Raw genomic sequence first — 23,749 nt, 5'->3', positions numbered from 1 at the left:
ATGGCTCGCCATTGCCTGGGAAGAGACCGTTTATCAGGAGATAACCGATGAAGACCGAATGATCTACATGGTCAGATGCGCTTGAGTTCGATCGACTGCATCGGCACGCCGACCAACCCGCTCAACAAGCTGGAAGACTCGGATTTGAAAATCAGGGCGTCGTGAATCCAGTGCAATTGTACATGCTCGCTTTGCGTGCCATCCGCTACGGCCGCGTTGATCGAGTATTGACCATTGGGTAGCGTCGGCATGCGGAAATCGAATCGTCCGACCAGTTGCTGCCCTGCGCTGCAGGCTATGGGATCAGATTCGTAGACCAGATAGGTATTGTCGCCAAACAATGTCTGGCCCAGCTTGTCCCGGATGTAGAACCCGACAATAGGCGACACCAGGTCAGTCAGCACATCGACGGTAATGGCCAGCGTCACTGCCTCACCGCCGACGACCCAACCCAGGCGCTCGCCATCCTCCCCCATGAAGGCGACGTCGGTGATACGCGCGCCACCGGTCCCCAGCGCCGCAGCATCAGGGTCGAAGGAAAACACCTGCAGATCATTGCGCAGGTTGCTGGCATTGATCTTCTCGCGACGACAATCGATCACCGGCGCTGACGTGACCGGTTTGCTTCGTGCACTGGGCGCGATGGCGCTCTTGCCTTGTTGCGCTTCGTAGAACTCTTGCAGGTAAAGATCGCATACCTCTCGCGGCTCTCCCGTGGCTCGCATCTGGCCGCGATCTATCCAGACAGCGTGAGTACAAAGGTTCTTGATCGATGCGGTATCGTGGCTGACAAACAGCACCGTGCCGGTCTTCATGAAGCTGCGCAGGAAACGCATGCACTTTTGCGTAAAGAACGCATCGCCCACCGCCAGTGCCTCGTCGATGACCAGGATGTCGGCATCGACGTGCGCGATCACGGCAAAGGCCAGCCGCACATACATACCGCTTGAGTAGGACTTGACCGGCTGGTTGATGAAGTCGCCAATATCGGCGAAGGCCTCAATATCTGCCAGGCGCTGGTCGATCTGCTGGCGCGTCAAGCCCAGCAGTTGGCCATTCATGTACACGTTCTCGCGGCCGCTGTATTCGGGATTGAAACCCGAGCCGAGCTCAAGCAGGGCCGCCACACGCCCGCTGACCTCCACCTCGCCGCCAGTGGGATTGAGGGTGCCGCAGATGATCTGCAGCAAGGTGCTCTTGCCCGACCCATTGCGACCAATGATGCCCACCGTTTCCCCCTTCTTCAGCTCAAGGGAAATGTCGGACAGGGCATGATGCTTGCGTGCCAGCGCCGCAGCACGGCTGGCCAGTCGTGCGCGCAGTCCGGCGAACGGCATCAGACGCGCCAGGGCGGAGAGCAGCGCCTGATTCAGGCGGTCCGAAGGCTTGTCGTAGGTATTGAAGCTCTTGCTGACACCTCGTACCCGAATGGCGATATCAGAGGACATCGGCGAAACCCTTCCTTGCCTTCTGGAAATAGTAGAAACCGGACCATGCAATCACCACTGCCACGCCACTGTAGAGAGCCCATTGGCGCCATTCGAACCACTGCCCGTACACAAGCACCTGCCGCGCCTGCTCGATGGGCGTGGCCAGGGGGTTCAAATGCGCCAGGGACTGCCATTGCGCAGGCAATGCAGAGGTCGGGAAGAAGATGGGAGACAGGAACATCAGTCCCGTCAGGAGGATGCCGATGGTCTGACCGATGTCGCGCAGGTAGACGCCCGTGGCCGCCAGCCACCAGCTGGCGCCCATGATGAGCAGTCCCAGCGGCAGCAATACCAGCGGTATCAGCAGAGCCGTGACCGGCAGGCGATCGGCCACGCACCACTGAAACACCAGCAGTACCAGCAGACTGACGCTTGCATGGAACACCGCCGAGAGCAAATTCACGACCGGCAGAATCTCGAGCGGGAACACCACTTTCTTGACGAAGTTGACGTTGCTCAATACCAACCCGGGCGCGCGCCCGATGCATTCGGAAAACATGTTGAATACGATCAGGCCCGCAAACAGCACGATGGCAAATTGCGACTGTGACTCATCGCCGGTCCCGCCCCATTTGGCCTTGAAGACGTGGCTGAACACCAGCGTGTAGATGGTCAGCATGAACAAAGGCGTCACCAGGCTCCAGAACACACCCAGCAATGAGCCCTTGTAACGGCCGACGGCCTCCCGGCGCGCCAGGTCCAACATCAGTGCGCGATGGGTCCATAGGGAACGGCACATCGCCAACGGCGAGGTCTTATGCAGGATCATGTTGTCCCAACAGTTCCACCAGGCAACGATCAACATCGTCCTGCCACTGCGCCACCGGCAGTCCGAAGGTGCGCACGAATTTATCGACCGAGAGACTGGAATTGGCCGGGCGCGGTGCCGGCACGGGATAAGCCGAGGCTGGAATGGCCTCGATATCGGCAGCCTTCACTTGCAGAACCTGACCGGCCTGTTCGGCGCGCATGATCACGTGCTGAGCGTAACCGTGCCAGCTGGTGCGACCGCCCGCACTGAAGTGATAGATACCGGCACTGCCGCGCACGGCGTCGGCCAGGTTGTCTGCGCCCCGCGCGCGCAACGCATCGCGGGTGGCATCGGCAATGGCGCGCGCAAACGTCGGCGCACCAAACTGGTCGGCAACCACACGCAAGCTGGGCCGTTCGGCCGCCAGGCGCAACATGGTCTTCAGAAAATTACCGCCATGTACGCCGTAGACCCAGCTGGTCCGCCAGATCCAATGAGCGTCGCACAGCGCCGCCACAGCCTGCTCGCCAGCCAACTTCGTCTGACCGTATACGCTTTGCGGATTGGTCACGTCGGTTTCGCTGTAAGCCCCTTCCTTGCTGCCATCAAAAACGTAATCGGTCGAATAATGGATGAGGGCCGCACCCAGCTTCTGCGCTTCCTCAGCCATGATTGCCGGCGCGTCTGCATTGATGGCCCGGGCCAGATCGGGTTCAGACTGGGCCCGGTCGACCGCCGTATAGGCAGCCGGATTGACGATGAGTTGCGGGCGCAACTGGCGGATCACGCTGCGCAACCGGGCGGCATCGCCCAGATCAAGCGTCTGGCGATCAAAAGCGACCACCTCGCCCAGACCTGCCAGCGAACGGGTCAGCTCGCCACCCACCTGGCCGTTGATGCCGGTCAACATGATCTTCATGCAAATACCTCGGCATCTGCCAGCAATACCCCGGCCTGGTCCTTCGCGGATAAGGTCGGCGCCTCTGACAGCGGCCACTGGATACCCAGCGCAGGATCATTCCACAGCACGCAGCGCTCGTGCTGCGGCGCCCAGTAGTCGGTGGTCTTGTACAGGAATTCGGCGTGCTCGCTGGTCACCACGAAACCATGGCCGAAACCGGGCGGGATCCACAGCTGGCGACGGTTTTCGGCAGACAGGTACACACCGGTCCAGCGCCCGAAGTGCGGCGAACTTTTCCGCAGATCAACGGCAACATCATAGACCTCGCCGGAAATCACCCGAACCAGCTTGCCCTGCGCCTGCTCGATCTGGTAGTGCAAGCCGCGCAGCACATTCCTGGCAGAGCGCGAATGATTGTCCTGGACGAAGCTGACCCGCTCTCCGGTCAGCTCGGCAAAGCGCTTTTCATTGAAGCTCTCGTAGAAAAAGCCCCGTTCATCTCCGAACACCTTGGGTTCGATGATCAATACGCCGGGCAGCTCAGTCGTCTGGATTTGCATGATGGGGTCAGGATGGACAAGATAAAAATCAAAGCGGACCCGCTCGGGATCCGCCTGCGCTTGGCTTGACTTGCGCGAGGACTAGACGATATCTCCCTTGAGCAATCTGAACAGGTACTGGCCATAGGCATTCTTCTTGAGCACTTCTGCCTGGCGTTCCAGCATTTCCGCAGTGATATAGCCCTTGCGGAAGGCGATTTCCTCAGGGCAGGCCACTTTCAGTCCCTGCCGGTGCTCCAGCGTGGCGATGAACTGCCCTGCTTCGAGCAAAGAATCCTGGGTCCCGGTATCGAGCCATGCCATGCCGCGTCCCATCAGCTCGACGTTCAGTGCCCCAGCTTCGAGGTAGGCGCGGTTAACGTCGGTAATCTCTAGCTCGCCGCGCGGCGATGGCTTGATCGAGGCGGCGATGTCGCATACCTGCTCGTCATAGAAATACAAACCGGTAACGGCATAGTTGGAACGCGGCTTGGCCGGCTTTTCCTCGATGCTCACGGCGCGGCGCTGGGCATCGAAGTCAACCACGCCGTAGCGTTCCGGGTCCTGCACGTGATAGGCAAAAACGGTGGCGCCGCTTTCGCGTGCTGCAGCGTGCGTCAGGTTGCGCTCGAAATCCTGACCATGGTAGATGTTGTCGCCCAGGATCAAGGCCGAGCGCTGGCCGTCGATGAAATCGCGACCGATGATGAAGGCCTGAGCCAGTCCATCCGGAGTCGGCTGTACTGCATAGCTCAGCGCCAGCCCCCATTTGCTGCCGTCGCCCAGCAGGTCACGGAAGCGTGGCAGATCTTGCGGTGTGGAGATGATCAGGATGTCGCGAATGCCGGCCAGCATCAGCGTGCTGAGCGGATAATAGATCATCGGCTTGTCGTAGACCGGCAACAACTGCTTCGACACGACGGTGGTCACCGGATAAAGCCGTGTGCCAGAGCCGCCGGCGAGAATGATGCCCTTCTGGGTTCCGCGTGAGGCCTGCATCACGCACCCCGCCCAAGCTGTTCTCGTCCCACGTAATTGCCTTCGATCCAGGTGCGGTATTCACCCGATCTGACGTTGGCCACCCAATCCTGGTTCTCCAGATACCACTGCACGGTCTTGCGCATGCCGGTCTCGAAGGTCTCCCGGGGCGTCCAGCCGAGCTCTCTGGCGATCTTGTCGGCATTGATCGCGTAGCGCCGGTCATGACCAGGGCGGTCGGCCACAAAGATAGCCTGGTCAAAATACTTGCCATCCTGCTTGGGTGACAACTCGTCGAGCAGTGCACACAGCACCTTGACGACTTCGATGTTGGCTTTTTCGTTGCGACCGCCGACGTTGTACTCCTGGCCGGGAACGCCCGCTTCCAGCACACGGCGAATCGCCGCACAATGATCGGCAACATACAGCCAGTCACGCACCTGCATCCCATCACCATAGATGGGCAGGGGCTGACCGGCCAATGCATTGGAAATCACCAGGGGTACCAGTTTCTCCGGGAAGTGGTAGGGCCCGTAGTTGTTGGAACAATTGGTCACCAGGGTCGGCAAGCCGTAGGTGTGGTGATAAGAACGCACCAGGTGGTCGGATGCCGCCTTGGACGCGGAATAGGGGCTGTTGGGGGCGTACGGCGTGGTCTCGGTGAACGCCGGGTCTTCCGGGTTCAGCGAGCCGTAGACCTCATCCGTGGAAACGTGCAGGAAGCGGAACGCCTCGCGCTCGGCCGCGTCCAGTGTCCCCCAATACGCACGCGCCGCTTCGAGCAGCGAGAAAGTACCGTTGATATTGGTTTCGATGAAGGCGCCGGGCCCGAGTATGGAACGATCGACGTGGCTCTCGGCGGCGAAATGCACAATGGCGCGCGGCTTGTGCTCGAGAAACAGCGCATGCACCCGTTCACGGTCGACGATGTCGCCCCGTACAAAAAGGTGTCGTGCATCCTCCGCAACGCTCTTGAGGTTCTCAAGATTGCCGGCGTAGGTAAGCTTATCGAAATTAACGACAGGCTCATCAGAGGTTTTCAGCCAGTCCAATACGAAATTGGAACCAATGAAACCTGCGCCTCCAGTGACAAAAATCATCTCACGACCTTAATAGATTCAGCTTTTTTACAATGCGAATCTCGAATAATTACAAAATGGCAATGGTACAGCGGAAACGGGAGATTATCTCAGAAGTTAAGAGTGAAGGCGAGATTGAATGGCTGCCAAATTTACCCGAATTGCAACATGTAAAGACAGCCATGATGGTCCAAAAGCTAGATGCCGAGGCCATCACCGGTCAGCGCTGCACGGGCAACAACACTTGCAGCAGCGCCAGTGTCTTTCGGGTTGCGCCGCGATGCTGTTGCGCAAATCGGGATGCATTGCGTCCCATGGCGAACAGGCGAGCGGGGGCGTCCAGCAAGGCGGCGGCCTCTGCCAGCATCCTGCCGGCCGAATCGATACGCGATGCCGCCTGCATATCGATTGCCGACTCCGTAATGGATTTGAAATTGAAAGTATGCGTTCCGACCAGCACGGGCTTGCCGATTGCAAAGGCCTCAATCGGGTTCTGCCCGCCCAACGGCAACAGGCTGCCGCCGATGAATGCGAGTTCGCAGGCCGCAAAATAGGCGGACATTTCGCCCATCGAGTCGCCCAAGACAGCATCGATGCCGGTCATGTCCACACCGTCGCCCCATTGTGATCGCCGCTGCACCGCCAGGCCGTAGGAGCGCATCAATGCGGCCACCTCCTCGAAGCGCTGCGGATGACGCGGCACAATCATCAGGAGCCAATCCCGTCGCCCAAAATCGCGCAAGGCATCCAGGATCAGGACTTCTTCACCCTCTCTGGTGCTGGCGCATAACAACACCTGGCGCTTGCCGATAGCCCGCTTCCATTCGTGTCCGAGCGCGACCAGTTCGGGCGGCACCTGCACGTCGAACTTGAGACTGCCAGTCACCTCCACATGACGCGCGCCAAAAGCGCGCAAGCGCTCGGCATCCGCCTCGGACTGGGCCGCCACCACATCGATCGCCTCGGCCGCGGGGCGCAGCAACGCGGCAAAACGCAATCCACGCCGCAACGAACGTTCCGAAAGACGCGCATTGGCCAGCATCACCGGCACACCATGGCGACGGCATTGCTCAATCAGGTTGGGCCAGACTTCGGTTTCCATCAGCACGCACACGGACGGACGGAAATGACGCAGGAAGCGCGCGCACATCCATCCCGTGTCGTAAGGCAGGAAGCTCTGCACCACTCGCTGGCCATGCTTGCCATAGACCTGGGCGCCGGTGTCGCGGCCGGTGGCCGTCATGCAGGTGAGCAAAATAGAATGCTGCGGATACTGCTGCAACAAGGCGTCGATGAGCGGTTCGGCGGCACGGGTCTCACCCACCGATACCGCGTGCACCCAGATGAAACGCGCCTGTGGATCAGACAGGCGCGCATCGTGCGGATAAAAGCCCAGGCGTTCAGCCAGGTGCGCCCGATAACCCGGCTCCTTGCGACCACGCCGCCACAGGCGCAGCAGGACCAGCGGCAGCAGCAGCCACCAGAGGAAGGAATACAGCAGCCGCATCTCAGACCAGCGGGTGGCCGACCAGGCGCGTGAGAATGGCCAGCGGGCTCGACTGCGGATCGTATTGCAGTTCCGGCGCCAGGTGCAGGGTCTGTTCCATCATGTACTGGCCCGACATGACCGCATGCGAGGCCTGGTCCGAGAAGCAGATCCAGACCGAACCGGCGGCAAATGGCATGGTGACTTGCTGGGCGTCCTGCTGGTATTGCATGTCGCCTTTCATGCCGTCGTGCAGTTGCAGCATGAGGTGGTCGTATTCACTGCGGAAGGATTTGGTCACGTGCAGGGCCTTGAGCGCACTGGCCTGCCAGCGTACATAAGGCTTGGCACGCGGCAGGAAACGCCGTGCCACAGTCTCGAAGGGCTCGCCCACGCGCCAGACGCGCGGCACCCCGTCCGGATTCACATTGGTAAAGACGCGCAGGATGCGCTCACCATAGTTGGGGCGTGAGGGGAAGGCATCAACGTGCATACGCCGGTCATCGGCGCGCCAGGACTGGGAGCGCGTTTCCACTTGCATCGGACGATAGCTGGTGGGTGCGATGCGCAAGGCGTCACGGTATTTGGGCAGCAGCGTATGCACCAGGGACAGTGCCTGCTCGCGGAAGCGACCGACCATGGCGGCCAGAGCCAGTTGCTGCTCGGTGCCGCCAGCGGCGCCCTTGATATGGCCACGCGCGTCCAGGCTGATGTTGCGCGACTTGGGGGCGCGCACGGATGGATCCAGCAGCGCGCGCTCGGACTCCAGCAACTGAAAAGCCAGTTGCGGGAAGTACAGCACCTTGCCCGCTTCCAGCGCGGTAATCCATTCCGGATTGGGGTGGTCGACCTGCCATTCGGTCAGGCCAATCTCGATAATTTGCGATTCCATGGCGCGTATTATGCCCGCAAGCGCCCTGCCCGTGTGACCGGAACACCTGCCCTGTCTTGCCTGAAAGTCGCGTCGCACGGGGCTTCTACGGCAAAGTTGGCGCTTTGAGCGGGGCTTTTGATCTGCTTCAACATATGCCCAAGTGGTCCCCCGCCGCGTCAGATCAGTCCAGCAAGTCCAGTGCGGCCCGCAACACGTCCTCCTCGGGAGGCGGGTTGCCCAGGTCGCCCAGATTGAAGATGGAGGGAGACCAATTGCCTTCGGTCTTCCAGCGCGGGGAATCGCAGTAGAGCTCGACCGTGGGCTTGCCATAGGCGGCGGCGATATGGGTCAGCCCGGTATCGAGCCCGATCACCAGGCGCGCCTGCTGCACCAGCGCCACGGCCTGCATCATCGGCAGCGCCGGCAGCACGGTCGCGCCGGGGATACCGGCGGCGAGTTGGCGGGCAGCTTCCTGCTCGCTGACGCTCCCCCATGGCAACAGGACCGGCAAGCCGCGCGCGGCCAGGGCCTGGCCCAGCTTGACCCAGCGCTCCTGCGGCCATTGCTTGGCCGCACGCGCGGTGCCGTGGAAGAAGACGACATAAGGCTGCTCCGGCATCCAGTCAAATCGCGCCGGCTCCGGCGGCTGCAAGGCGAAGTCGGGCAATCCCTCGATCTGGTAGCCCAGCGCCCCCGCCGCTACCAGCCTGGCGCGCATGACCGCATGGGTGCGAATGCCGACCGGAATGCTCTGATCGTGAAAGATGCGCGATACCGGCTCATACCCCGAACCTTCGGTCGCATTGGCCAGGCCGATGCGGCGCCCCTGCGGCGCCAGGCGCGCCATGCGCATGACCACGCTGGTCTTGAGCAAGCCCTGGGTATCGAACACCACGTCATAGCACTCGGCCCGCAACTGCCGGCGGAACGCGCCGATCTCGGCGCGCGTGGCCGACGAGAACAGGGTCTTGCGCCAGCGGCGCAAGGCGATGGGGATGATCTTGTGCACGTGCCGATTGAGGCCGACCAGGCTGGTGTAGCCCTCTTCGACTACCCAATCGATCTGTGCGCCGGGGAAATGCCGATGGATGTCCGCCACCATCGGCATGTTATGAACGACGTCTCCGAGCGAAGAGACACGGACGATAAGAATTTTCAAGGCTGACCCACGTTGGCTGACTGAATGGTGGGCCAGCATCTTACCTCATCGGCTGCTCAGAACGGCAGCGTCACATCAGGACGGGCGGCCAGGATGACCTTGCGGAATTCGCCCTGGATGCGTTCCAGCGCCTGTGGCGTCTCGGCCTCGAAGCGCAGCACCACTACCGGCGTGGTGTTGGAGGAACGGGCCAGGCCGAAGCCGTCGGCGTATTCCACACGCAGGCCGTCGATGGTGATGATGTCCTGGGCGCCTTCGAATTTGGCATAGCTTTGCAGCTTGCCGATGAGCGCGAAGTTCTCGCCTTCCTGCAGTTTGAGCTGCAGTTCCGGGGTGCTCACCGATTGCGGCAGGGCATTGAGCACGGCCGACGGATCACTCTGGCGGGCCATCAGTTCCAGCATGCGCACGCCGGCATAGAGGCCGTCGTCGAAGCCGAACCAGCGATCCTTGAAGAAGATGTGGCCGCTCATCTCGCCGCCCAGCGGGGCGCCGGTTTCACGCAGCTTGGCCTTGACCAGGGAGTGGCCGGTCTTCCACATCAGCGGCTGACCACCGCGCGCGGTGATCCACGGGGCCAGGTGGCGGGTGCACTTGACGTCGTAGAGGATTTCCTTGCCCGGGTTACGGGTCAGCACGTCTTCGGCGAAGAGCATCAGCTGGCGGTCCGGATAGATGATCTGGCCATCCTTGGTGACCAGGCCGAGGCGGTCGCCATCGCCATCAAAGGCCAGGCCGAGTTCGTTGTCGGTTTCCTGCAGGCAGCGGATGAGATCCTGCAGGTTTTCCGGATGCGCCGGATCGGGATGGTGGTTGGGGAAGTTACCGTCCACTTCGCAGAACAGCTCGGTGACTTCGCAGCCCAGGGCCCGGTAGATCTCGCCGGCGAAGGCACCGGCCACACCATTGCCGCAGTCGACGGCGATCTTCAGGGGACGCGCCAGCTTCACATCCGAGATCATCCGCGCGATGTAGGCCGCCTTGATGTCATGGGTGCTGTAGCTGCCGGCGCCCTGAGGGAATTCGCCCTTGACGATGGCCTGGTACAGGCCCTGGATGGTCTCCCCATGGATGGCTTCACCCGCCAGCACCATCTTGAAGCCGTTGTAGTCCGGCGGATTGTGGCTGCCGGTGACCATGATGCCCGATTGCGTATCCAGCACGTGGGTGCCGAAGTAGACCATGGGGGTAGCCACCATGCCCAGATCGATCACGTCCACGCCGACGGCCTGCAAGCCCTTGGCCAGCGCAGCAGAAAGCGAGGGACCGGAGAGGCGGCCATCCCGACCGATCACGACCTTCTTCTGGCCCTTGGCCAAGGCCGCGGCACCGAAGGCCTGACCGATCTGGAAGGCGACCTGGTCGTCCAGGGTTTTGTCGATGATGCCGCGGATGTCGTAGGCTTTGAAGATGGAATTGGAGATCATGGAAAGGTGGTCCTCAAGGTACGGGTTGGATGGAATGCGCAATCAGAGTAAGCCGTCATGATTTGCTGACGACTTCGAAACGAGGGGCCTCCTGCCGCTGCGCGCCCTGGCGGCGCTTCTCGACAAAGGCCCAGTCCACGATCTCAGCCGCCGGCTGATAACCGCTGACCAACTTGTGCAGCAGGGCGCGGATCGCGCCGACATCATTGGCCTGCAAGGCATCGTGCAGATGGCGAAGCTCCTCCGCCAGACGATCCCAGGGGATGAAATCTTCATGCGCGGTCATGATGCGCGGATGTGCGGTTGGCTCAGGCTGTTCGCCGATGAGCAACTCTTCATAAAGCTTTTCACCCGGGCGCAACCCGACCGTCTGGATTTCTATGTCGCCCTCCGGGTTGTGCTCGTCGCGAATAGTCAGACCGGACAACTCCACCATGCGCCGCGCCAGGTCCAGGATGCGGACCGGCTCACCCATGTCGAGTACGAAGACGTCACCGCCTTCGGTCATGGCACCGGCCTGCAGGACCAGTTGCACCGCCTCCGGAATGAGCATGAAGTAACGCGTCACCTCCGGATCGGTCAGGGTGATGGGGCCTCCGGCCTTGATTTGTTCACGGAACAGCGGCACGACGGAGCCGGAAGAACCGAGCACGTTGCCGAAACGCACCATCGAGAATCGGGTCAGATTGCGCGTACCGGGGCCATTGGCCTCCTGACCGAGAAAACGCGGCACCACGTCGACATCGGACAGCGACTGCAAGACCATTTCCGCCATGCGCTTGCTGGCGCCCATGATATTGGTCGGCCGGACCGCCTTGTCGGTACTGATGAGTACGTAGTCACTGACCTGGTTCTCGATGGCCGCCCGCGCCACGCAATACGTCCCGAAGACGTTGTTGGTCACTCCCTCCACGGGGTTGTGCTCGACCAGCGGCACATGCTTGTAGGCCGCTGCGTGGTAGATGGTGCGCGGTTGCCAGGTACGGCAGACCTGGTTGATCCGCTCGAAATTGCAGACGTCGCCCAGCAGCGGAATCAGTTCGGTGCCGGGCGAGGTGCTAGCCTGCCGTTGCTGCAGATCACGATGGATCGTGTAGAGGTTGAATTCGTTTTGCTCGAACAGCAAGAGCTTGGATGGCCTGGAACTGAGGATCTGGCGGCAAAGCTCGCTGCCGATGCTGCCACCGGCGCCAGTCACCAGGACGACCTTGTTGCTGACGTTGCGACCGACCAGTGCCGGATTGGGAAGGACCGGCTCCCGCCCCAGCAGGTCGAGAATATCCAGCTCGTGAGCCTCCGTGACGGCCACTTTTCCTTGTGCCAGGTCCGCAAGATCCGGGACCGAACGGATGTGTACGTGGAAAGGACGAAGCTTCTCGATGATTTCCTTGCGGCGGGCACGACTGATGGAAGGCAGGGCGAGCAGGATATCGGTAATGGCAAACGTGTCGATGAGCCGTTCTGCCTCGCTGGCCGGATAGACCCGGCGGCCATTGATGGTCTTGCCGTAAAGCTCGCGGTTGTCTTCGAGGAAGCCGAAGAGGACCAGTTGGTGCTGGCGTTCCATGGCTTCGGCAATCTGTGCCCCCACCTGCCCGGCACCGTAGACCAGCAGTCGCGACTGGCGCAGGTGCTTGCGTTTGGAATCGGCCTGGCTCAGCCACAGCCGTGCAAAAGCGCGACTCCCTCCCACCATCACCAGCAACAGCAGCGGCTGCAGAACGCCGAGCGAACGCGGGATGCCGGGCAGGGCCAGCCACACCAGCAACGTGAAGAGCAGCAGGCCATAAAGGGCGACGGCCTTGGCGATGGTCACGATCGCGGCGATGCCCGTATAGCGGAATACCGAGCGATACAGCCCCATGCGGATGAAGATGGGCAACATCAGCACGGGGGCGATCTGGTAGACGTGCCATTGGTAGCCCTGCGGCCAGTGCAGGCTGTCCAGACGCAAGGAGAAAGCGATCCAGGTCGCCAGCAGGGAAATCAGGACGTCGATCGTGGCGACAATGGCTTGCTTGTTCAGCCGCGGCAAATCCAGCACATGGCGTCTCATGACTGCCTATCCTTCATTGTTGTTGGTTCCTTGCAAGATTGTCAGTGGGAGATGCCATCGCGCCCGAGCACCTTGACCACCGTCATCCACAGGATGCGCAGGTCGAAGAAAAAGGAGCGCATCCGCAGGTATTGCTCATCGAACTGCACCTTGACCGGGATGGGCAACTCGTCGCGGCCGTTGACCTGGGCCCAGCCGGTCAGCCCCGGTTTGAGCCTGCTGACGCCCAGCTCAGTACGCAGAGCAATCAGGTCATGCTGATTGTAAAGGGCTGGCCGAGGACCGACCAGCGACATGTCTCCCCGCAGAATGCTCCACAGTTGCGGCAGCTCATCCAGGCTGGTCTTGCGCAGCAGACCGCCGATGGGGGTCAGGTGCGATCCGGAGTCGGTCAGCAGATGCGTGGCCACCGCCGGGGTGCCCGTTTTCATCGAGCGGAATTTGGGCATGCTGAATATCCGGTTATCCTGCCCCACGCGATCCGACCAGTACAGGACAGGCCCCCTGGAGGTCACCTTGACCAGGATAGCCACCAGCAGCATGGGCAGCGCCAGTATCACGCCAGCCACGAGCACAACGAGAATGTCAAAGAAACGTTTCATCATGAAAATAGGCACAGACGTGCAAATACCGTCGTATGATAACTTTTATGTATGACGGCCGCTAACATTTCCTTGCCCAATCTTGCAGGCCAAGCAAGCTCTTTACTTCGTATGCACTCCTCTTCCACGACTTATATCATCGGCGATCTCCAGGGTTGCGCCGGTTCCCTGGAGCAACTCCTGACTCGCCTCAGTAACGCATCCAGTTCGCTCATCTTCGCCGGCGACCTCATCAACCGCGGCCCCCAATCCCTGCAAACCCTGCGCACCGTAATGCAGATGGGCGAGCGCGCCCGGTCAGTGCTGGGCAACCACGACCTGCACCTGCTGGCCGTGGCCTGCGGTATCCGTCCGGCACACCGCGACGACACCCTGGACGAGATCCTCAATGCCCCCGATCGCGAAGAACTGATCCACTGGCTGCGCCACCGGCCGCTGGCCATCCATGAACAGGGTCACCTGATCGTGCACGCCGGCGTGCTACCGCAATGGGATCTGCAACAGGCGCTGACGCTGGCCGGAGAAGCGGAAAGCATGCTGCGCAGCGACCAGTGGATCGACTTCCTGCGCCACATGTACGGCAACCAGCCCGACCGCTGGAGCGATGACCTGGCCGGCCACGAACGCCTGCGCTGCATCATCAATGCCTTCACCCGCCTGCGTTTCTGCCAGGCCGATGGCACGATGGATTTCGCCGTGAAGGAAGGCGCCGCAGCGGCGCCGGAGGGATTGATGCCCTGGTTCGACGTGCCAGGGCGGTGCACACAGGATGTGACCGTGGTCTTCGGTCACTGGTCTACGCTGGGGCTGGTGATGCGCCCCAACCTGATCGCTCTGGATACGGGTTGCGTGTGGGGCGGAAAGCTCAGCGCGGTGCGACTTGAGGATCGGGCACTGTTCCAGGTGCAGTGTCCGCAGGCACGCCGGCCGGGTTGAGCGACTCCGGCGAATAACCCAGCCCGATGGCAATCGCTTCACGTGCGGCGCGCGCGAGGTCGCGGCGATGCGCCCCCTCCGTGCTGATGAGTGACAATTGCTTCAGCTCGGCCGTCATCCCGCGTGCCTTGAGGATGGTGAGGATGCTCTCGGCAATGGACATGTCGCCGATGAAGTCAGCCGCCGCATGCAGTTTGCCCTCGGCATCCACATAGCGAAGCGCATAGGGTTGCACCGGCGCCTTTGCATCGATGGCGGCCTCGAACAGGTTCGCGTGAAATGGCAACAGGGTGCCTTGCGGCGCGGTGGTGCCCTCGGGGAAGAAGGCCACGTGTTCATCCTTCTCGATACTTTCCACCAGTCCCTTGAAGATGCGGCGCACGTCGCTGGCCTTGCCGCGCGAGATGAAGATGGTGCCGGTCTTGGCACACAGCCAGCCGATCAGCGGCCAGCTGCGGATTTCCGATTTGGCCACGAAGCGGCAGGGCTGCAGCGAATTGACCACGAAGATATCCAGCCAGCTCACGTGATTGGACACCAGCAGCGAACGCGGAATCGGCAGGGGGCTGTCGATCTTGATGGCGATGCCGCAGATGCGCAGCAGCTTGCGCGACCAGCGCCGGATATGCGCCTGCCTGCCCTTCTCGGAAGTGAACGGGAACAGGAAGGCACACACCGCCATGCCCTTGAAGAGATGCGCAATCAGGCGCAACAAACGAAAAACGAACATGGCGTATCGGCTTGTGATCGGGTCGTGAAGGGCAAATTCGACGTAAGCAAAAATCAAGACCGAGGTTACCCGAAAGTAACCATCGATCAAGCAGGAATCAAGCTGCAGCGGACATCAGCGTTCGAAAGCGATATGCCCCGACACGATGGTGGCCTTGACCACGCCCGGCAGCTCGTAGCCCAGGAAGGGCGTGTGCTTGCCCTGGCTGGCCAGCGCCGCCCCCTGCACCTTCCACATGGTGTTCGGGTCGAACAGGCAGAGGTCAGCCACGCTGCCCACGGCCAGGTTGCCGGCCTTCAGGCCCGCGACCCTGGCGGCGCGGTGCGTCACCTTGGAGATCGCCTTGGACAGCACTTCCTTGCCCTGGCCTTCGCTCTCCAGCGCCCATTTCAGCGACAGCGACAGCAGCAGTTCCAGGCCGGTGGCGCCTGGCGAGGCTTCGCCAAAAGGCAGCAGCTTCTCGTCATCATCCACCGGGGTGTGGTCGGAGCAGACCGCATCGATGGTGCCGTCCAGCAAGGCGGTGCGGATCGCTTCGCGGTCGCGCTGCGAGCGCAGCGGCGGCGTCAGGCGGGCGTTGGAATCGAAGAAACCGATATCCAGATCACACAGGTGGATGTGGTGCACACCCACGTCGCAGGTCACCGGCAGGCCTTCGCTCTTGGCCTGGCGCACCAGCTCCAGCCCTGCAGCGGAGGACATGCGGCAGAGGTGGACACGGGCGCCGGTGGCGCGCATCAGTTCGAAGAGGGTGTAGAGCGCAATGGTCTCCGACATCACCGGCACGCCCGACAAACCCAGGCGCGAGGCAGCCGGGCCGCTGTGGGCGATGCCGGAACGGCCCAGGTGCGGGTCCTGCGGGCGCAGCCAGACGGTGTAGTTGAAGGTCTTGGCATATTGCAGCGCCGACAGCAGCACGGTGGTATCGGTGATCGGCTCTTCGGCTTGCGAGAAGCCGATGCAACCTGCCTCGGTCAGCTCGGCCATCTCGGTCAATGCCTTACCCTTCAAGCCGGCGGTCAGTGCGCCCAGCGGATAGACGTGGGCCTGATTGAGCGAACGGGCGCGGTGCTTGAGCATTTCCACGAGGCCCGGTTCGTCCAGCACCGGATCGGTATCGGGCGGACAGACCAGGCTGGTCACGCCGCCCTGGATGGCGGCCTGCATCTCGGATTCCAGCGTGGCCTTGTATTCGTAGCCGGGCTCGCGCAGGCGCGCCGACAGGTCCACCAGGCCGGGGGCCACGATCAGGCCGGTGGCATCGATGGTCTTGTTGGCCACGAAGTCGGCCGGGGCCTGGCCCACACCGGCGATCTTGCCGGCGGCCACATACACATCCTGCTGGGCGTCGATGCCGTTGGCCGGGTCGATCAGGCGGCCGTTCTTGATATGCAGTTTCATCAGTTGAATGTCTTTTTAGCGAGTCGTCTTAATTCTTCAAAATTTCCTGCGAGCCAGGCTTCTTTTTTCCTGCGAGTCCAGCCCTTCAATTGTTGCTCCGCCGCCAGAGCCTCATCTCTGGTATCGAAGCTTTCAGTCTTCAGCAGCTGCACCGGTCGCCGCGTCGATGTATAGCACTTCAATGCAGCAGACTGATGCTGTGCCATCCGCGTCTCGATATTGTCCGTATGGCCTACGTAATAGCTTCCATCCGAACAGCGTAAAAGATAAACATAAAACGCCATGCTCACCTCTACTTCTGATCGCGCACACCGTGCGCTGGCTTCGATACGGCCCTGCGGACCTACTCAGCCCGAACGGGCTCAGATGGAACGGAATCGTCAAACATCGACTCCGTTCGCCCTGAGTAGCCGCGCAGCGGCGTATCGAAGGGCAGATTCAGGACATCTTGCTCAATTCAATTGCCAGCCACGATGCTCATGACCGCCATGCGCACCGCGATGCCGAAGGTCACCTGCGGCAGGATCACGGCTTGTGCGCCATCGGCCACGGCCGAGTCGATTTCCACGCCGCGGTTCATCGGGCCGGGGTGCATGACGATGGCGTCCGGCCTGGCCAGGGCCAGGCGTTCCGGGGTCAGGCCGTAGCTCTTGAAGAACTCCTGCGCCGAGGGCAGCAAGGCGCCGCTCATGCGCTCGTTCTGCAGGCGCAGCATGATGATGACGTCCACATCCTTCAAGCCCTCTTCCATGTTGTGGAAGACGCGCACGCCCATCTGCTCCAGGCCGCTGGGCAGTAGCGTGCGCGGGCCGATGGCGCGTACTTCCGGCACGCCCAGAGTGGTCAGCGCATGGATGTCCGAGCGCGCCACGCGGCTGTGCAGGATGTCGCCCACGATGGCCACCCGCAGGTTGGTAAAGTCCTTCTTGTAGTGGCGGATGGTGTACATGTCCAAGAGACCCTGGGTCGGATGCGCGTGGCGGCCGTCACCGGCATTGACCACGTGGACGTGCGACTGCTTCGTATCGATCAGGTGCTTGGCGATCAGGAAAGGCGCGCCCGATTGCGCATGGCGGACCACGAACATGTCGGCATGCATGGCCGCCAGGTTGTCGATGGTGTCCAGCAGCGACTCGCCCTTGCTGGTGCTGGAAGCCTGGATGTTGAGGTTGATCACGTCCGCCGAGAGACGCTTGGAGGCGATCTCGAAGGTGGTGCGGGTGCGCGTGGAATTCTCGAAGAACAGGTTGAAGACGCTCTTGCCGCGCATCAGCGGCACCTTCTTGACTTCGCGGTCGCCGATGCTGACGAAGGAGGATGCGGTATCGAGGATGTGCGTCAGGATCGAGCGCGGCAGGCCCTCGATGGTCAGCAGGTGTTGCAGTTCGCCGTTTTTGTTGAGTTGGGGATTAAGCATGGACCACCGTAAGGGAGAAGCGGCCGTCGTCGGCGCGTTGCAGTTGCAGGTTTTCTTGTTTGCTCAGGGTGACCGTGGCCGCTACGAAGTCGGCGGCAATCGGCAGCTCACGGCCGCCACGATCCACCAGCGCCGCCAGCAGCACGCGCGCCGGACGGCCATAGTCGAACAGTTCGTTGATGGCCGCGCGCGTGGTGCGGCCGGTGTAGAGCACGTCATCGACCAGCAGGAGGGTGGCGCCTTCGACATCGAAGGGCACCTGGCTGGGTTTCACATCGGCGCGCAATCCCTTTTCGGAAAAGTCGTCGCGATAGAAGGACACGTCGACAAAGCCCAGGCGGTCCGTCAGGCCCAGTTCCGCGGCCAGGCGTTCGGCCAGCCAGGCACCGCCCGAGTGGATGCCCACCAGCGCAAGCTCGGTTGCGCCCTGCAGGCCGGCTTTGATCTGCTGCACCAGGGTCTGGTACAGCGCTTCTGCATCAAGCTGGGAAGGTGTTGTGCTCATGAATGTGCGTCGTCAAAGTATTGCTGCAAAATGATGGCGGCGGCCTGGTCATCGATCTGTTCGCCGCGCTGGTGCCGGATCACCGCCGAACTGTAGCGTTCATCCACCAGCGTGACCTCGACGCCGTAGCGGCCGTGCAACTGGTTGGCAAAACGCCGGCAGCGCACGCTCATCTCGTGCTCGGCGCCGTCCGGATGCAGGGGCAGGCCGACCACGCAGCGCGCCGGTTGCCACTCTGCGATCAGGCGCGCGATCGCCGCGAACTTGCCGTCGTTGGTCGCTTCGCTAATCACCGCCAGCGGCTGCGCCTGCTTCAGGCCCGTATTGCCCACGGCCACGCCGATGCGCTTCAGGCCGAAGTCGAAGGCCAGGATGGTGTCCAAGTGCCCGTGCTCCTTCAGGCCCGTCCGGCATCGCCGGAGAGCATCACCGGATCGATGCCCAAAAGGGCCAGTGCCGCCGTGAAGCGTTGCTCCACCGGCAACTCAAAAATGATGGCCGGATCGGCCTTGACGGTCAGCCAGCCATTGCGGCCGATCTCGCCTTCCAGCTGACCCGGACTCCAGCCCGAGCAGCCCAGCGTGACCAGCACGCGTTCCGGGCCGTTACCGTGTGCCACTGCTTCGAGCACATCCTTGGAGGTGGTCAGCGCCACCTCATCGGTGACCTGCAGGGTGGAGGAATATTTTTCCGAGGTCGAATGCAACACGAAACCGCGCTCCACCTGCACCGGGCCGCCGAACATGACCGGGCGGCGATACAGTTCCGGCATGGCGTCGGGCGTATCGGGGCGGATCTCCAGCTTGAGGTTGATGCGGTCGAACAGCACGTCCATGGTCATGTCGGTGGGCTTGTTGATGACCACGCCCAGCGCGCCGTTGTGGTTGTGCTCGCAGAGATAGACCACGGTGCCGCCGAAGATCGGGTCCAGCATGGACGGCATGGCGATGAGGAAATGATTGGTCAGGTCCAGTTCCAGCGGTGGACGGACTTCCTCGGCGGAGTCATCCCCGCCCTCGGCGCGCTTGCCGTCACCGGCCGCGCTCGCCTGGCGCAAGGATGAGTCGGAATGGAATGGGTCGAAAGCGCCAAAGGAATCCATGGATTCATCGAAATCCTCGGCTGAGAAACTGAAGGGAGAATTGCGTCTCTTGATCATCCCGGCATTTTAGCAGTTTTGGCCGGGATCCCATGTGGCTCATGGGGAAGCGCCCGAAAAGCCGGCTCCTGCGAGCCGGTTTTACCGAGGCTTGCCCCACTTCAATTGCCGGCCAGCATGGTCTTGACGGCCTGCCGCGCCTGCGCCCCCAGCTCGGCCAGGTCCACACCGGGGATGGCGTCATCGCGCACCACTGCGCGGCCACCGACCCACATTGCCTTCAGGAAAGGCCGACCACCCGAAGCCACCGGACCGATGGCCGGATCATGCAAGCCAAAGTAGCGCGGATCGTCCAGCCGGTACAGCGCGATGTCAGCTTGCTGACCCACCTGCAAGCCATCCAGCGCCTTAAGTCCCAGCACGCGTGCGCCACCGGTGGTCCCCCAGCGCACCACATCCTCCACCGTCGCCTCGTCGGCCCCGCCTTCGAAGTGACCGCCCCGGAACGTGGGAGTCGCTTCCTGGCCGCGCCGGGCGCGCTGCATCAGCCAGGCGGCATGGGTTTCGGAGATCATGTCGGCCGCCTCGTTGGAGGCCGCGCCATCCACGCCGATGGAGACCGGCACACCGGCCGCCTCCAGCGCACGGATCGGCGCGATGCCACTGCCCAGCCGACCGTTGCTTTGCGGGCAATGGGCGATGCCCGTTTTGGTGCTTCCCAGCAATGCAATTTCCTCGGCATCGAGCTTGACCAGATGCGCAAACCACACGTCCGGCCCCAGCCAGCCGACGCGCTCGCAGAATTCCACCGGCCGGCAGCCGTGCATGGCATGCGCGCTGTCCTGGTAGCCGACCGTCTCGGAGAGATGGCTGTGCAGCCGCAGGCCCATGACACGCGCGGCCTGGGCGATCTCGCGCAGTTCACCGGGTGCGGCCGAATAGAGCGGCGTGGTCGGCGCCATCACCACGCGCCGCATCGACGCCGGTGATGGATCGTGGAAGCGGCTGGCCAGACCTTGCATGTCGGCAAGAAAGCCATCGAGCGTCTCCGGCCGCAAGGCGCTGGGCAATTCCGCTTCCAGCTGCCGCGTGCGCGTGGCCGTGCCCCGGCACAGCACGAAGCGCAGGCCCAGCCGCCCGGCTTCCTCGAAGAGGATTTCCGACGTATCGAAGGGCATGCCGGGGTAATACAGGTAGTTGTGATCGGCAATCGTGCCGCAGCCCGAGCGCATCAGATCGACCATGCCGATACGCGCGGCCAGGCGGAACAGCCCGGCATCGAAGCGGGCACGATAGCGATAGGGTGTGGCCGCCAGCCACGGTGTGAGCGTGGCATTGATGCCCAGCGGATCGCCCTTGAGCAGCGACTGGAACAGATGGTGATGGGTATTGACCCATGCCGGATAAGCAACGCAATCGCTGGCATCGATGACGCTTTCGCCGGGCAGCGCGTCGAGCTTTCCGATGGCGGCAATCACGCCGTCGGCCACGCGGATGTCGGGACCGGGATGGCGCGCGGCCGCGCCGGGCAAGCCGGTCATGATGGCCTGCAGGTTGCGGATCAGGAAGGTGTTCATGGAAATGCGGCTCCTCGGATAAACGTCGTCATGCCATCTCGCTCTCATGCCAGCCGGCCAGCACGGCGCGCGACAGCGCGCTCATCAGCCAGAACAGCAGGATGCCGGTCAGCGTGATCAGCAGCAAGGCCGCAAACAGGCGCGGAATGTTGAGCTGGAAGCCCGCCTGCAGGATCTGGTAAGCCAGTCCCGAACCGGTGCCGCCCGTGCCGGCCACGAACTCGGCCACCACCGCGCCGATCAACGCCAGTCCGCTGGAGATGCGCAGGCCGCCGAAAAAATAAGGCAAGGCGCTGGGAATGCGCAAGCGCCGCAGGGTCTGCCAGCGCGTCGCCTTGTTCAGCCGGAACAGGTTGAGCAGGCCCGGATTGACGCTGCGCAGTCCCAGCGTGGTGTTGGAGATGATGGGAAAGAGCGCCATGATGGTCGCACACACCGTCAGCGCCGCCGTCGTGTCCTTGACCCAGATGATGATCAGCGGGGCGATGGCCACGATGGGCGTGACCTGCAGGATGATCGCATAAGGAAAGAGACTGATCTCGATGAAGCGGCTCTGCACGAACACGAAGGCAATCGCCACCCCCAGGATCACCGCCAGCGCAAAGGCCAGGAAGGTGATCTTCAAGGTCACCAGCAGCGACTCCATCAGCATGCCCCAATCGGCCACCAGGGTCCTGGCGATCAGCACGGGACTGGGCACCAGGTAAGGCGGCACCTCCAGCAGCGTGCAGACGATCTGCCAGGTCAGCAGCAGGGCCATGCCGATGCCCAGCGGTGCGGCCACGCGCCAGAAACCGGGACGATTGACCAGCGGATTAGTGTTGGGCTGCATGGCCGTCTCCCTGCTGGTTGGCCAGCGTCAGGTAATCCGAAAGGGTCTTGCAATATTGCATGAAGGGCGCGGAAATGCGGAAAGCTTCATCGCGCGGCCCCGCTGCATCGATGGCCACATCCGCAATCACCCGCCCCGGGCGGGCCGCCATCACGATCACGCGCGAGGACAGGAAGACCGCTTCATAGATGCTGTGGGTCACGAAGACCACCGTCAGATCCTGCCTGCTCCAGATGTCGCGCAGGTCGGCGTCGAGCTTGTTGCGGGTGAATTCATCGAGCGCGCCGAAGGGTTCGTCCATCAGCAGCAGGTTGGGTGAAGTGGCCAGCGCGCGCGCAATCGAAGCGCGCATCTGCATGCCGCCCGAGAGTTCGCGCGGCAGCACCTTGTGGAATTTTTCCAGGCCCACCAGCTTCAAAGCCTCGGCCACGCGCGCATCGGCCTGCGTACGCGGTACGTGGCGCAGGTCCAGCGGCAGCCGTGCATTCTGCTCCACCGTGGCCCAAGGCATCAGGGTGGCCTCCTGGAACACCATCGCCAGGGTGCGCTCGGGCGTGCCCACCGTGGCCAGGTTGCCGCCCCACCAGCGGATGTGGCCGTGAGACGGTTCTTCCAGCCCGGCGAACATCTTCAGCAGGGTGCTCTTGCCGCATCCTGAGGGGCCCAGCAGCGAAACGAACTCGCCACGACCGATATCGAGCCTGACTTCATCGAGCGCACGGGTGCCGTTGCGATAGGTCTTCTCCACCCGCTGCGCCGACAGCACCGGCGGCGGACCGGCGGCTGCACCTTCCTGCTCTCTCACTTCCCATGCCGCAGCCTGCGACATGGCGTGTTCATCTCTGTCCATGGAATCTCCTGGCGCGTTCATGCAGCGGGGTGGATGCGGAACACTTCGGATTCGCCGTGCTCTTCCAGCAATTGCAGCAGCATGCGGCGCATGATGAGGCCGGGACGATCCGAGGCCATGTGGAATTCCTGGCGGCGGCGCACGTCGATGCAGGCATCGGGATCGGTGGCTTCCAGGATCTCGCGGTCTTCCACCAGGATGGGTGCATCCCAGGCGATCAGCTCGGCTTCGGAACACTCTTCTTCGGTGTCGTTGCGATACAGCCATTGCGACAGCATGATGGAACCATCATCGATGGGCGTGGCGCAGTTGTAGATGATGTGATGCCGCCCGCTCTCCGGATAGGTGCAGCCGAAGCGACGCACGAAGGGCAGGTACCAGCGGTTGAACATGTGGCGCACCGTGGTGTCGGCGGTGCTGCCGGTCACGCGATGGCTGGCCGGCACGTTCTTGATGGGCACGCGGGTTTCTGCTTCGAAGCCGTAGTCGGTTTCGGTGATCTCGTATTTCTCCGGCTTGGGCTGGTCGTACAGACCGAAGGTGGCGCGGTGCACGTAGCTGAAGTGGGAATTGTCGAAAGAATTTTCCATCATGCGCAGGGCACTGGTCTCCCAGCGCTCGTAGAACTGGAAGATGCGCCGATAGCCCGGCGCGCCCTCTTCGGGGAAATCCGGGATGTCGCGCAGCGGTTCTTCCAGCGCGACCCACACGTAACCGTAGCGCTCCTTGCAGAAATACGACTTCACGCAGGCGCCGGAGGGCACGCTGCCATCCACGCTCTGCGGCACGCGCACGCAGGCGCCCTCGCCGTTGAAGGTCCAGCCGTGATAGCCGCAGACGATGTTGCCGTTTTCAACGAAGCCCTTGGACAACTTCGCCGTGCGATGGCAGCAGCGATCCTGCAGGGCGGCGGGAGAACCATCCTCCCTGAGCCAGAGCACCAGCTTCTCGCCCAGCAGCGTAAAGGGTTGCGGACCATCCTTGAGATGCGAGACGGGCATGAGCGCGTACCAGAACTTGCGCAAGACTTTTTGTTGGGTGACCAGCATGTCGACTCCTT

At 62.3% G+C, this 23,749-nt stretch carries 24 protein-coding genes; 1 reads left to right on the top strand and 23 read right to left on the bottom strand.

The window, feature by feature from the left end:
* Positions 1-71 precede the first annotated feature (71 nt).
* The 12 genes from AACH55_RS02350 to AACH55_RS02295 form a co-directional block, all read right to left on the bottom strand.
* Complete coding sequence (locus AACH55_RS02350) at positions 72-1,448, bottom strand: ABC transporter ATP-binding protein (protein WP_338717804.1); 1,377 nt, start codon at positions 1,446-1,448, stop codon at positions 72-74.
* A complete protein-coding gene (locus tag AACH55_RS02345; RefSeq protein ID WP_338717803.1) occupies positions 1,438-2,259 on the bottom strand; it encodes an ABC transporter permease in 822 nt (273 codons plus the stop codon). Before AACH55_RS02345 ends, AACH55_RS02350 begins: the two co-directional genes overlap by 11 nt.
* The gene (gene rfbD / locus AACH55_RS02340) at positions 2,246-3,160 is read right to left on the bottom strand and encodes a dTDP-4-dehydrorhamnose reductase (RefSeq protein WP_338717801.1); all 915 of its coding nucleotides are present in this window, start codon (positions 3,158-3,160) and stop codon (positions 2,246-2,248) included. The genes AACH55_RS02345 and rfbD overlap by 14 nt, the downstream gene beginning before the upstream one ends.
* Entirely contained in the window at positions 3,157-3,702 is a 546-nt protein-coding gene (rfbC, locus tag AACH55_RS02335) for a dTDP-4-dehydrorhamnose 3,5-epimerase (protein ID WP_338717800.1), read from the bottom strand. Before rfbC ends, rfbD begins: the two co-directional genes overlap by 4 nt.
* 81 nt (positions 3,703-3,783) lie before the next feature.
* Positions 3,784-4,680: a glucose-1-phosphate thymidylyltransferase RfbA gene (gene rfbA / locus AACH55_RS02330; protein WP_338717799.1), complete on the bottom strand. Its 897-nt coding sequence runs from the start codon at positions 4,678-4,680 to the stop codon at positions 3,784-3,786.
* Positions 4,680-5,759, bottom strand: coding sequence for a dTDP-glucose 4,6-dehydratase (rfbB, locus tag AACH55_RS02325; protein WP_338717798.1), 1,080 nt, complete (start codon positions 5,757-5,759; stop codon positions 4,680-4,682). Before rfbB ends, rfbA begins: the two co-directional genes overlap by 1 nt.
* Before the next feature lie 199 nt (positions 5,760-5,958).
* Positions 5,959-7,245, bottom strand: coding sequence for a lipid IV(A) 3-deoxy-D-manno-octulosonic acid transferase (gene waaA / locus AACH55_RS02320; protein ID WP_338717797.1), 1,287 nt, complete (start codon positions 7,243-7,245; stop codon positions 5,959-5,961).
* 1 nt (position 7,246) lies between these two features.
* Positions 7,247-8,116 (bottom strand): Kdo hydroxylase family protein, encoded by an 870-nt coding sequence (locus tag AACH55_RS02315; RefSeq protein ID WP_338717796.1) that lies wholly within the window; start codon positions 8,114-8,116, stop codon positions 7,247-7,249.
* Between the two features lie 163 nt (positions 8,117-8,279).
* A complete protein-coding gene (gene waaC, locus AACH55_RS02310) occupies positions 8,280-9,257 on the bottom strand; it encodes a lipopolysaccharide heptosyltransferase I (protein ID WP_338717795.1) in 978 nt (325 codons plus the stop codon).
* 56 nt (positions 9,258-9,313) lie between these two features.
* The gene (locus AACH55_RS02305; protein ID WP_338717794.1) at positions 9,314-10,684 is read right to left on the bottom strand and encodes a phosphomannomutase/phosphoglucomutase; all 1,371 of its coding nucleotides are present in this window, start codon (positions 10,682-10,684) and stop codon (positions 9,314-9,316) included.
* A 55-nt stretch (positions 10,685-10,739) separates the two neighbouring features.
* Positions 10,740-12,740: a nucleoside-diphosphate sugar epimerase/dehydratase gene (locus tag AACH55_RS02300; protein WP_338717793.1), complete on the bottom strand. Its 2,001-nt coding sequence runs from the start codon at positions 12,738-12,740 to the stop codon at positions 10,740-10,742.
* Positions 12,741-12,781: 41 nt separating this feature from the next.
* Entirely contained in the window at positions 12,782-13,342 is a 561-nt protein-coding gene (locus AACH55_RS02295; protein WP_338720145.1) for a sugar transferase, read from the bottom strand.
* 111 nt (positions 13,343-13,453) lie between these two features.
* Here AACH55_RS02295 and AACH55_RS02290 point away from each other — a divergent pair, with 111 nt between their 5' ends.
* A complete protein-coding gene (locus AACH55_RS02290) occupies positions 13,454-14,278 on the top strand; it encodes a symmetrical bis(5'-nucleosyl)-tetraphosphatase (RefSeq protein WP_338717792.1) in 825 nt (274 codons plus the stop codon).
* On the opposite strand, the gene AACH55_RS02285 is transcribed toward AACH55_RS02290, so the two are convergent.
* The 11 genes from AACH55_RS02285 to AACH55_RS02235 all read right to left on the bottom strand — a co-directional run bounded on the left by AACH55_RS02285 (position 14,208) and on the right by AACH55_RS02235 (position 23,738).
* Positions 14,208-15,008: a lysophospholipid acyltransferase family protein gene (locus AACH55_RS02285; protein WP_338717791.1), complete on the bottom strand. Its 801-nt coding sequence runs from the start codon at positions 15,006-15,008 to the stop codon at positions 14,208-14,210. The genes AACH55_RS02290 and AACH55_RS02285 overlap by 71 nt on opposite strands.
* A 114-nt stretch (positions 15,009-15,122) precedes the next feature.
* On the bottom strand, positions 15,123-16,409 hold the full coding sequence (locus AACH55_RS02280; protein WP_338717790.1) for a dihydroorotase: 1,287 nt from the start codon (positions 16,407-16,409) through the stop codon (positions 15,123-15,125).
* Positions 16,409-16,693, bottom strand: a complete 285-nt coding sequence (locus tag AACH55_RS02275) for a GIY-YIG nuclease family protein (protein WP_338717789.1) — start codon at positions 16,691-16,693, stop codon at positions 16,409-16,411. Before AACH55_RS02275 ends, AACH55_RS02280 begins: the two co-directional genes overlap by 1 nt.
* Before the next feature lie 173 nt (positions 16,694-16,866).
* Positions 16,867-17,826 carry an aspartate carbamoyltransferase catalytic subunit gene (locus AACH55_RS02270; RefSeq protein ID WP_338717788.1) on the bottom strand — a complete coding sequence of 320 codons (960 nt, stop codon included), beginning with the start codon at positions 17,824-17,826 and terminating at the stop codon, positions 16,867-16,869.
* Positions 17,819-18,331, bottom strand: coding sequence for a bifunctional pyr operon transcriptional regulator/uracil phosphoribosyltransferase PyrR (gene pyrR / locus AACH55_RS02265; protein ID WP_338717787.1), 513 nt, complete (start codon positions 18,329-18,331; stop codon positions 17,819-17,821). Before pyrR ends, AACH55_RS02270 begins: the two co-directional genes overlap by 8 nt.
* Positions 18,328-18,714, bottom strand: coding sequence for a Holliday junction resolvase RuvX (gene ruvX / locus AACH55_RS02260; RefSeq protein WP_338717786.1), 387 nt, complete (start codon positions 18,712-18,714; stop codon positions 18,328-18,330). The genes pyrR and ruvX overlap by 4 nt, the downstream gene beginning before the upstream one ends.
* 14 nt (positions 18,715-18,728) lie before the next feature.
* Positions 18,729-19,490: a YqgE/AlgH family protein gene (locus AACH55_RS02255; protein ID WP_338717785.1), complete on the bottom strand. Its 762-nt coding sequence runs from the start codon at positions 19,488-19,490 to the stop codon at positions 18,729-18,731.
* A gap of 101 nt (positions 19,491-19,591) precedes the next feature.
* The gene (locus tag AACH55_RS02250; RefSeq protein ID WP_338717784.1) at positions 19,592-21,007 is read right to left on the bottom strand and encodes an amidohydrolase family protein; all 1,416 of its coding nucleotides are present in this window, start codon (positions 21,005-21,007) and stop codon (positions 19,592-19,594) included.
* A 28-nt stretch (positions 21,008-21,035) separates the two neighbouring features.
* Positions 21,036-21,839 carry an ABC transporter permease gene (locus tag AACH55_RS02245; RefSeq protein WP_338717783.1) on the bottom strand — a complete coding sequence of 268 codons (804 nt, stop codon included), beginning with the start codon at positions 21,837-21,839 and terminating at the stop codon, positions 21,036-21,038.
* Positions 21,823-22,689, bottom strand: coding sequence for an ABC transporter ATP-binding protein (locus tag AACH55_RS02240; RefSeq protein ID WP_338717781.1), 867 nt, complete (start codon positions 22,687-22,689; stop codon positions 21,823-21,825). The genes AACH55_RS02245 and AACH55_RS02240 overlap by 17 nt, the downstream gene beginning before the upstream one ends.
* Before the next feature lie 17 nt (positions 22,690-22,706).
* On the bottom strand, positions 22,707-23,738 hold the full coding sequence (locus tag AACH55_RS02235; RefSeq protein ID WP_338717780.1) for an aromatic ring-hydroxylating dioxygenase subunit alpha: 1,032 nt from the start codon (positions 23,736-23,738) through the stop codon (positions 22,707-22,709).
* Positions 23,739-23,749: the final 11 nt, after the last annotated feature.

Origin of the sequence: Herbaspirillum sp. DW155 (assembly GCF_037076565.1) — a bacterium.
Lineage (GTDB): Bacteria > Pseudomonadota > Gammaproteobacteria > Burkholderiales > Burkholderiaceae_D > Herbaspirillum.
This window is presented reverse-complemented; position numbering and strand designations above follow the sequence as displayed.

Coding starts and splice junctions, on each gene's coding strand:
- AACH55_RS02350 (WP_338717804.1), bottom strand. CDS start 1,448: ATGTCCTCTGATATCGCCATTCGGGTACGAGGTGTCAGCAAGAGCTTC.
- AACH55_RS02345 (WP_338717803.1), bottom strand. CDS start 2,259: ATGATCCTGCATAAGACCTCGCCGTTGGCGATGTGCCGTTCCCTATGG.
- rfbD (WP_338717801.1), bottom strand. CDS start 3,160: ATGAAGATCATGTTGACCGGCATCAACGGCCAGGTGGGTGGCGAGCTG.
- rfbC (WP_338717800.1), bottom strand. CDS start 3,702: ATGCAAATCCAGACGACTGAGCTGCCCGGCGTATTGATCATCGAACCC.
- rfbA (WP_338717799.1), bottom strand. CDS start 4,680: ATGCAGGCCTCACGCGGAACCCAGAAGGGCATCATTCTCGCCGGCGGC.
- rfbB (WP_338717798.1), bottom strand. CDS start 5,759: ATGATTTTTGTCACTGGAGGCGCAGGTTTCATTGGTTCCAATTTCGTA.
- waaA (WP_338717797.1), bottom strand. CDS start 7,245: ATGCGGCTGCTGTATTCCTTCCTCTGGTGGCTGCTGCTGCCGCTGGTC.
- AACH55_RS02315 (WP_338717796.1), bottom strand. CDS start 8,116: ATGGAATCGCAAATTATCGAGATTGGCCTGACCGAATGGCAGGTCGAC.
- AACH55_RS02305 (WP_338717794.1), bottom strand. CDS start 10,684: ATGATCTCCAATTCCATCTTCAAAGCCTACGACATCCGCGGCATCATC.
- AACH55_RS02300 (WP_338717793.1), bottom strand. CDS start 12,740: ATGAGACGCCATGTGCTGGATTTGCCGCGGCTGAACAAGCAAGCCATT.
- AACH55_RS02295 (WP_338720145.1), bottom strand. CDS start 13,342: ATGAAACGTTTCTTTGACATTCTCGTTGTGCTCGTGGCTGGCGTGATA.
- AACH55_RS02290 (WP_338717792.1), top strand. CDS start 13,454: ATGCACTCCTCTTCCACGACTTATATCATCGGCGATCTCCAGGGTTGC.
- AACH55_RS02285 (WP_338717791.1), bottom strand. CDS start 15,008: ATGTTCGTTTTTCGTTTGTTGCGCCTGATTGCGCATCTCTTCAAGGGC.
- AACH55_RS02280 (WP_338717790.1), bottom strand. CDS start 16,409: ATGAAACTGCATATCAAGAACGGCCGCCTGATCGACCCGGCCAACGGC.
- AACH55_RS02275 (WP_338717789.1), bottom strand. CDS start 16,693: ATGGCGTTTTATGTTTATCTTTTACGCTGTTCGGATGGAAGCTATTAC.
- AACH55_RS02270 (WP_338717788.1), bottom strand. CDS start 17,826: ATGCTTAATCCCCAACTCAACAAAAACGGCGAACTGCAACACCTGCTG.
- pyrR (WP_338717787.1), bottom strand. CDS start 18,331: ATGAGCACAACACCTTCCCAGCTTGATGCAGAAGCGCTGTACCAGACC.
- AACH55_RS02255 (WP_338717785.1), bottom strand. CDS start 19,490: ATGATCAAGAGACGCAATTCTCCCTTCAGTTTCTCAGCCGAGGATTTC.
- AACH55_RS02250 (WP_338717784.1), bottom strand. CDS start 21,007: ATGAACACCTTCCTGATCCGCAACCTGCAGGCCATCATGACCGGCTTG.
- AACH55_RS02245 (WP_338717783.1), bottom strand. CDS start 21,839: ATGCAGCCCAACACTAATCCGCTGGTCAATCGTCCCGGTTTCTGGCGC.
- AACH55_RS02240 (WP_338717781.1), bottom strand. CDS start 22,689: ATGGACAGAGATGAACACGCCATGTCGCAGGCTGCGGCATGGGAAGTG.
- AACH55_RS02235 (WP_338717780.1), bottom strand. CDS start 23,738: ATGCTGGTCACCCAACAAAAAGTCTTGCGCAAGTTCTGGTACGCGCTC.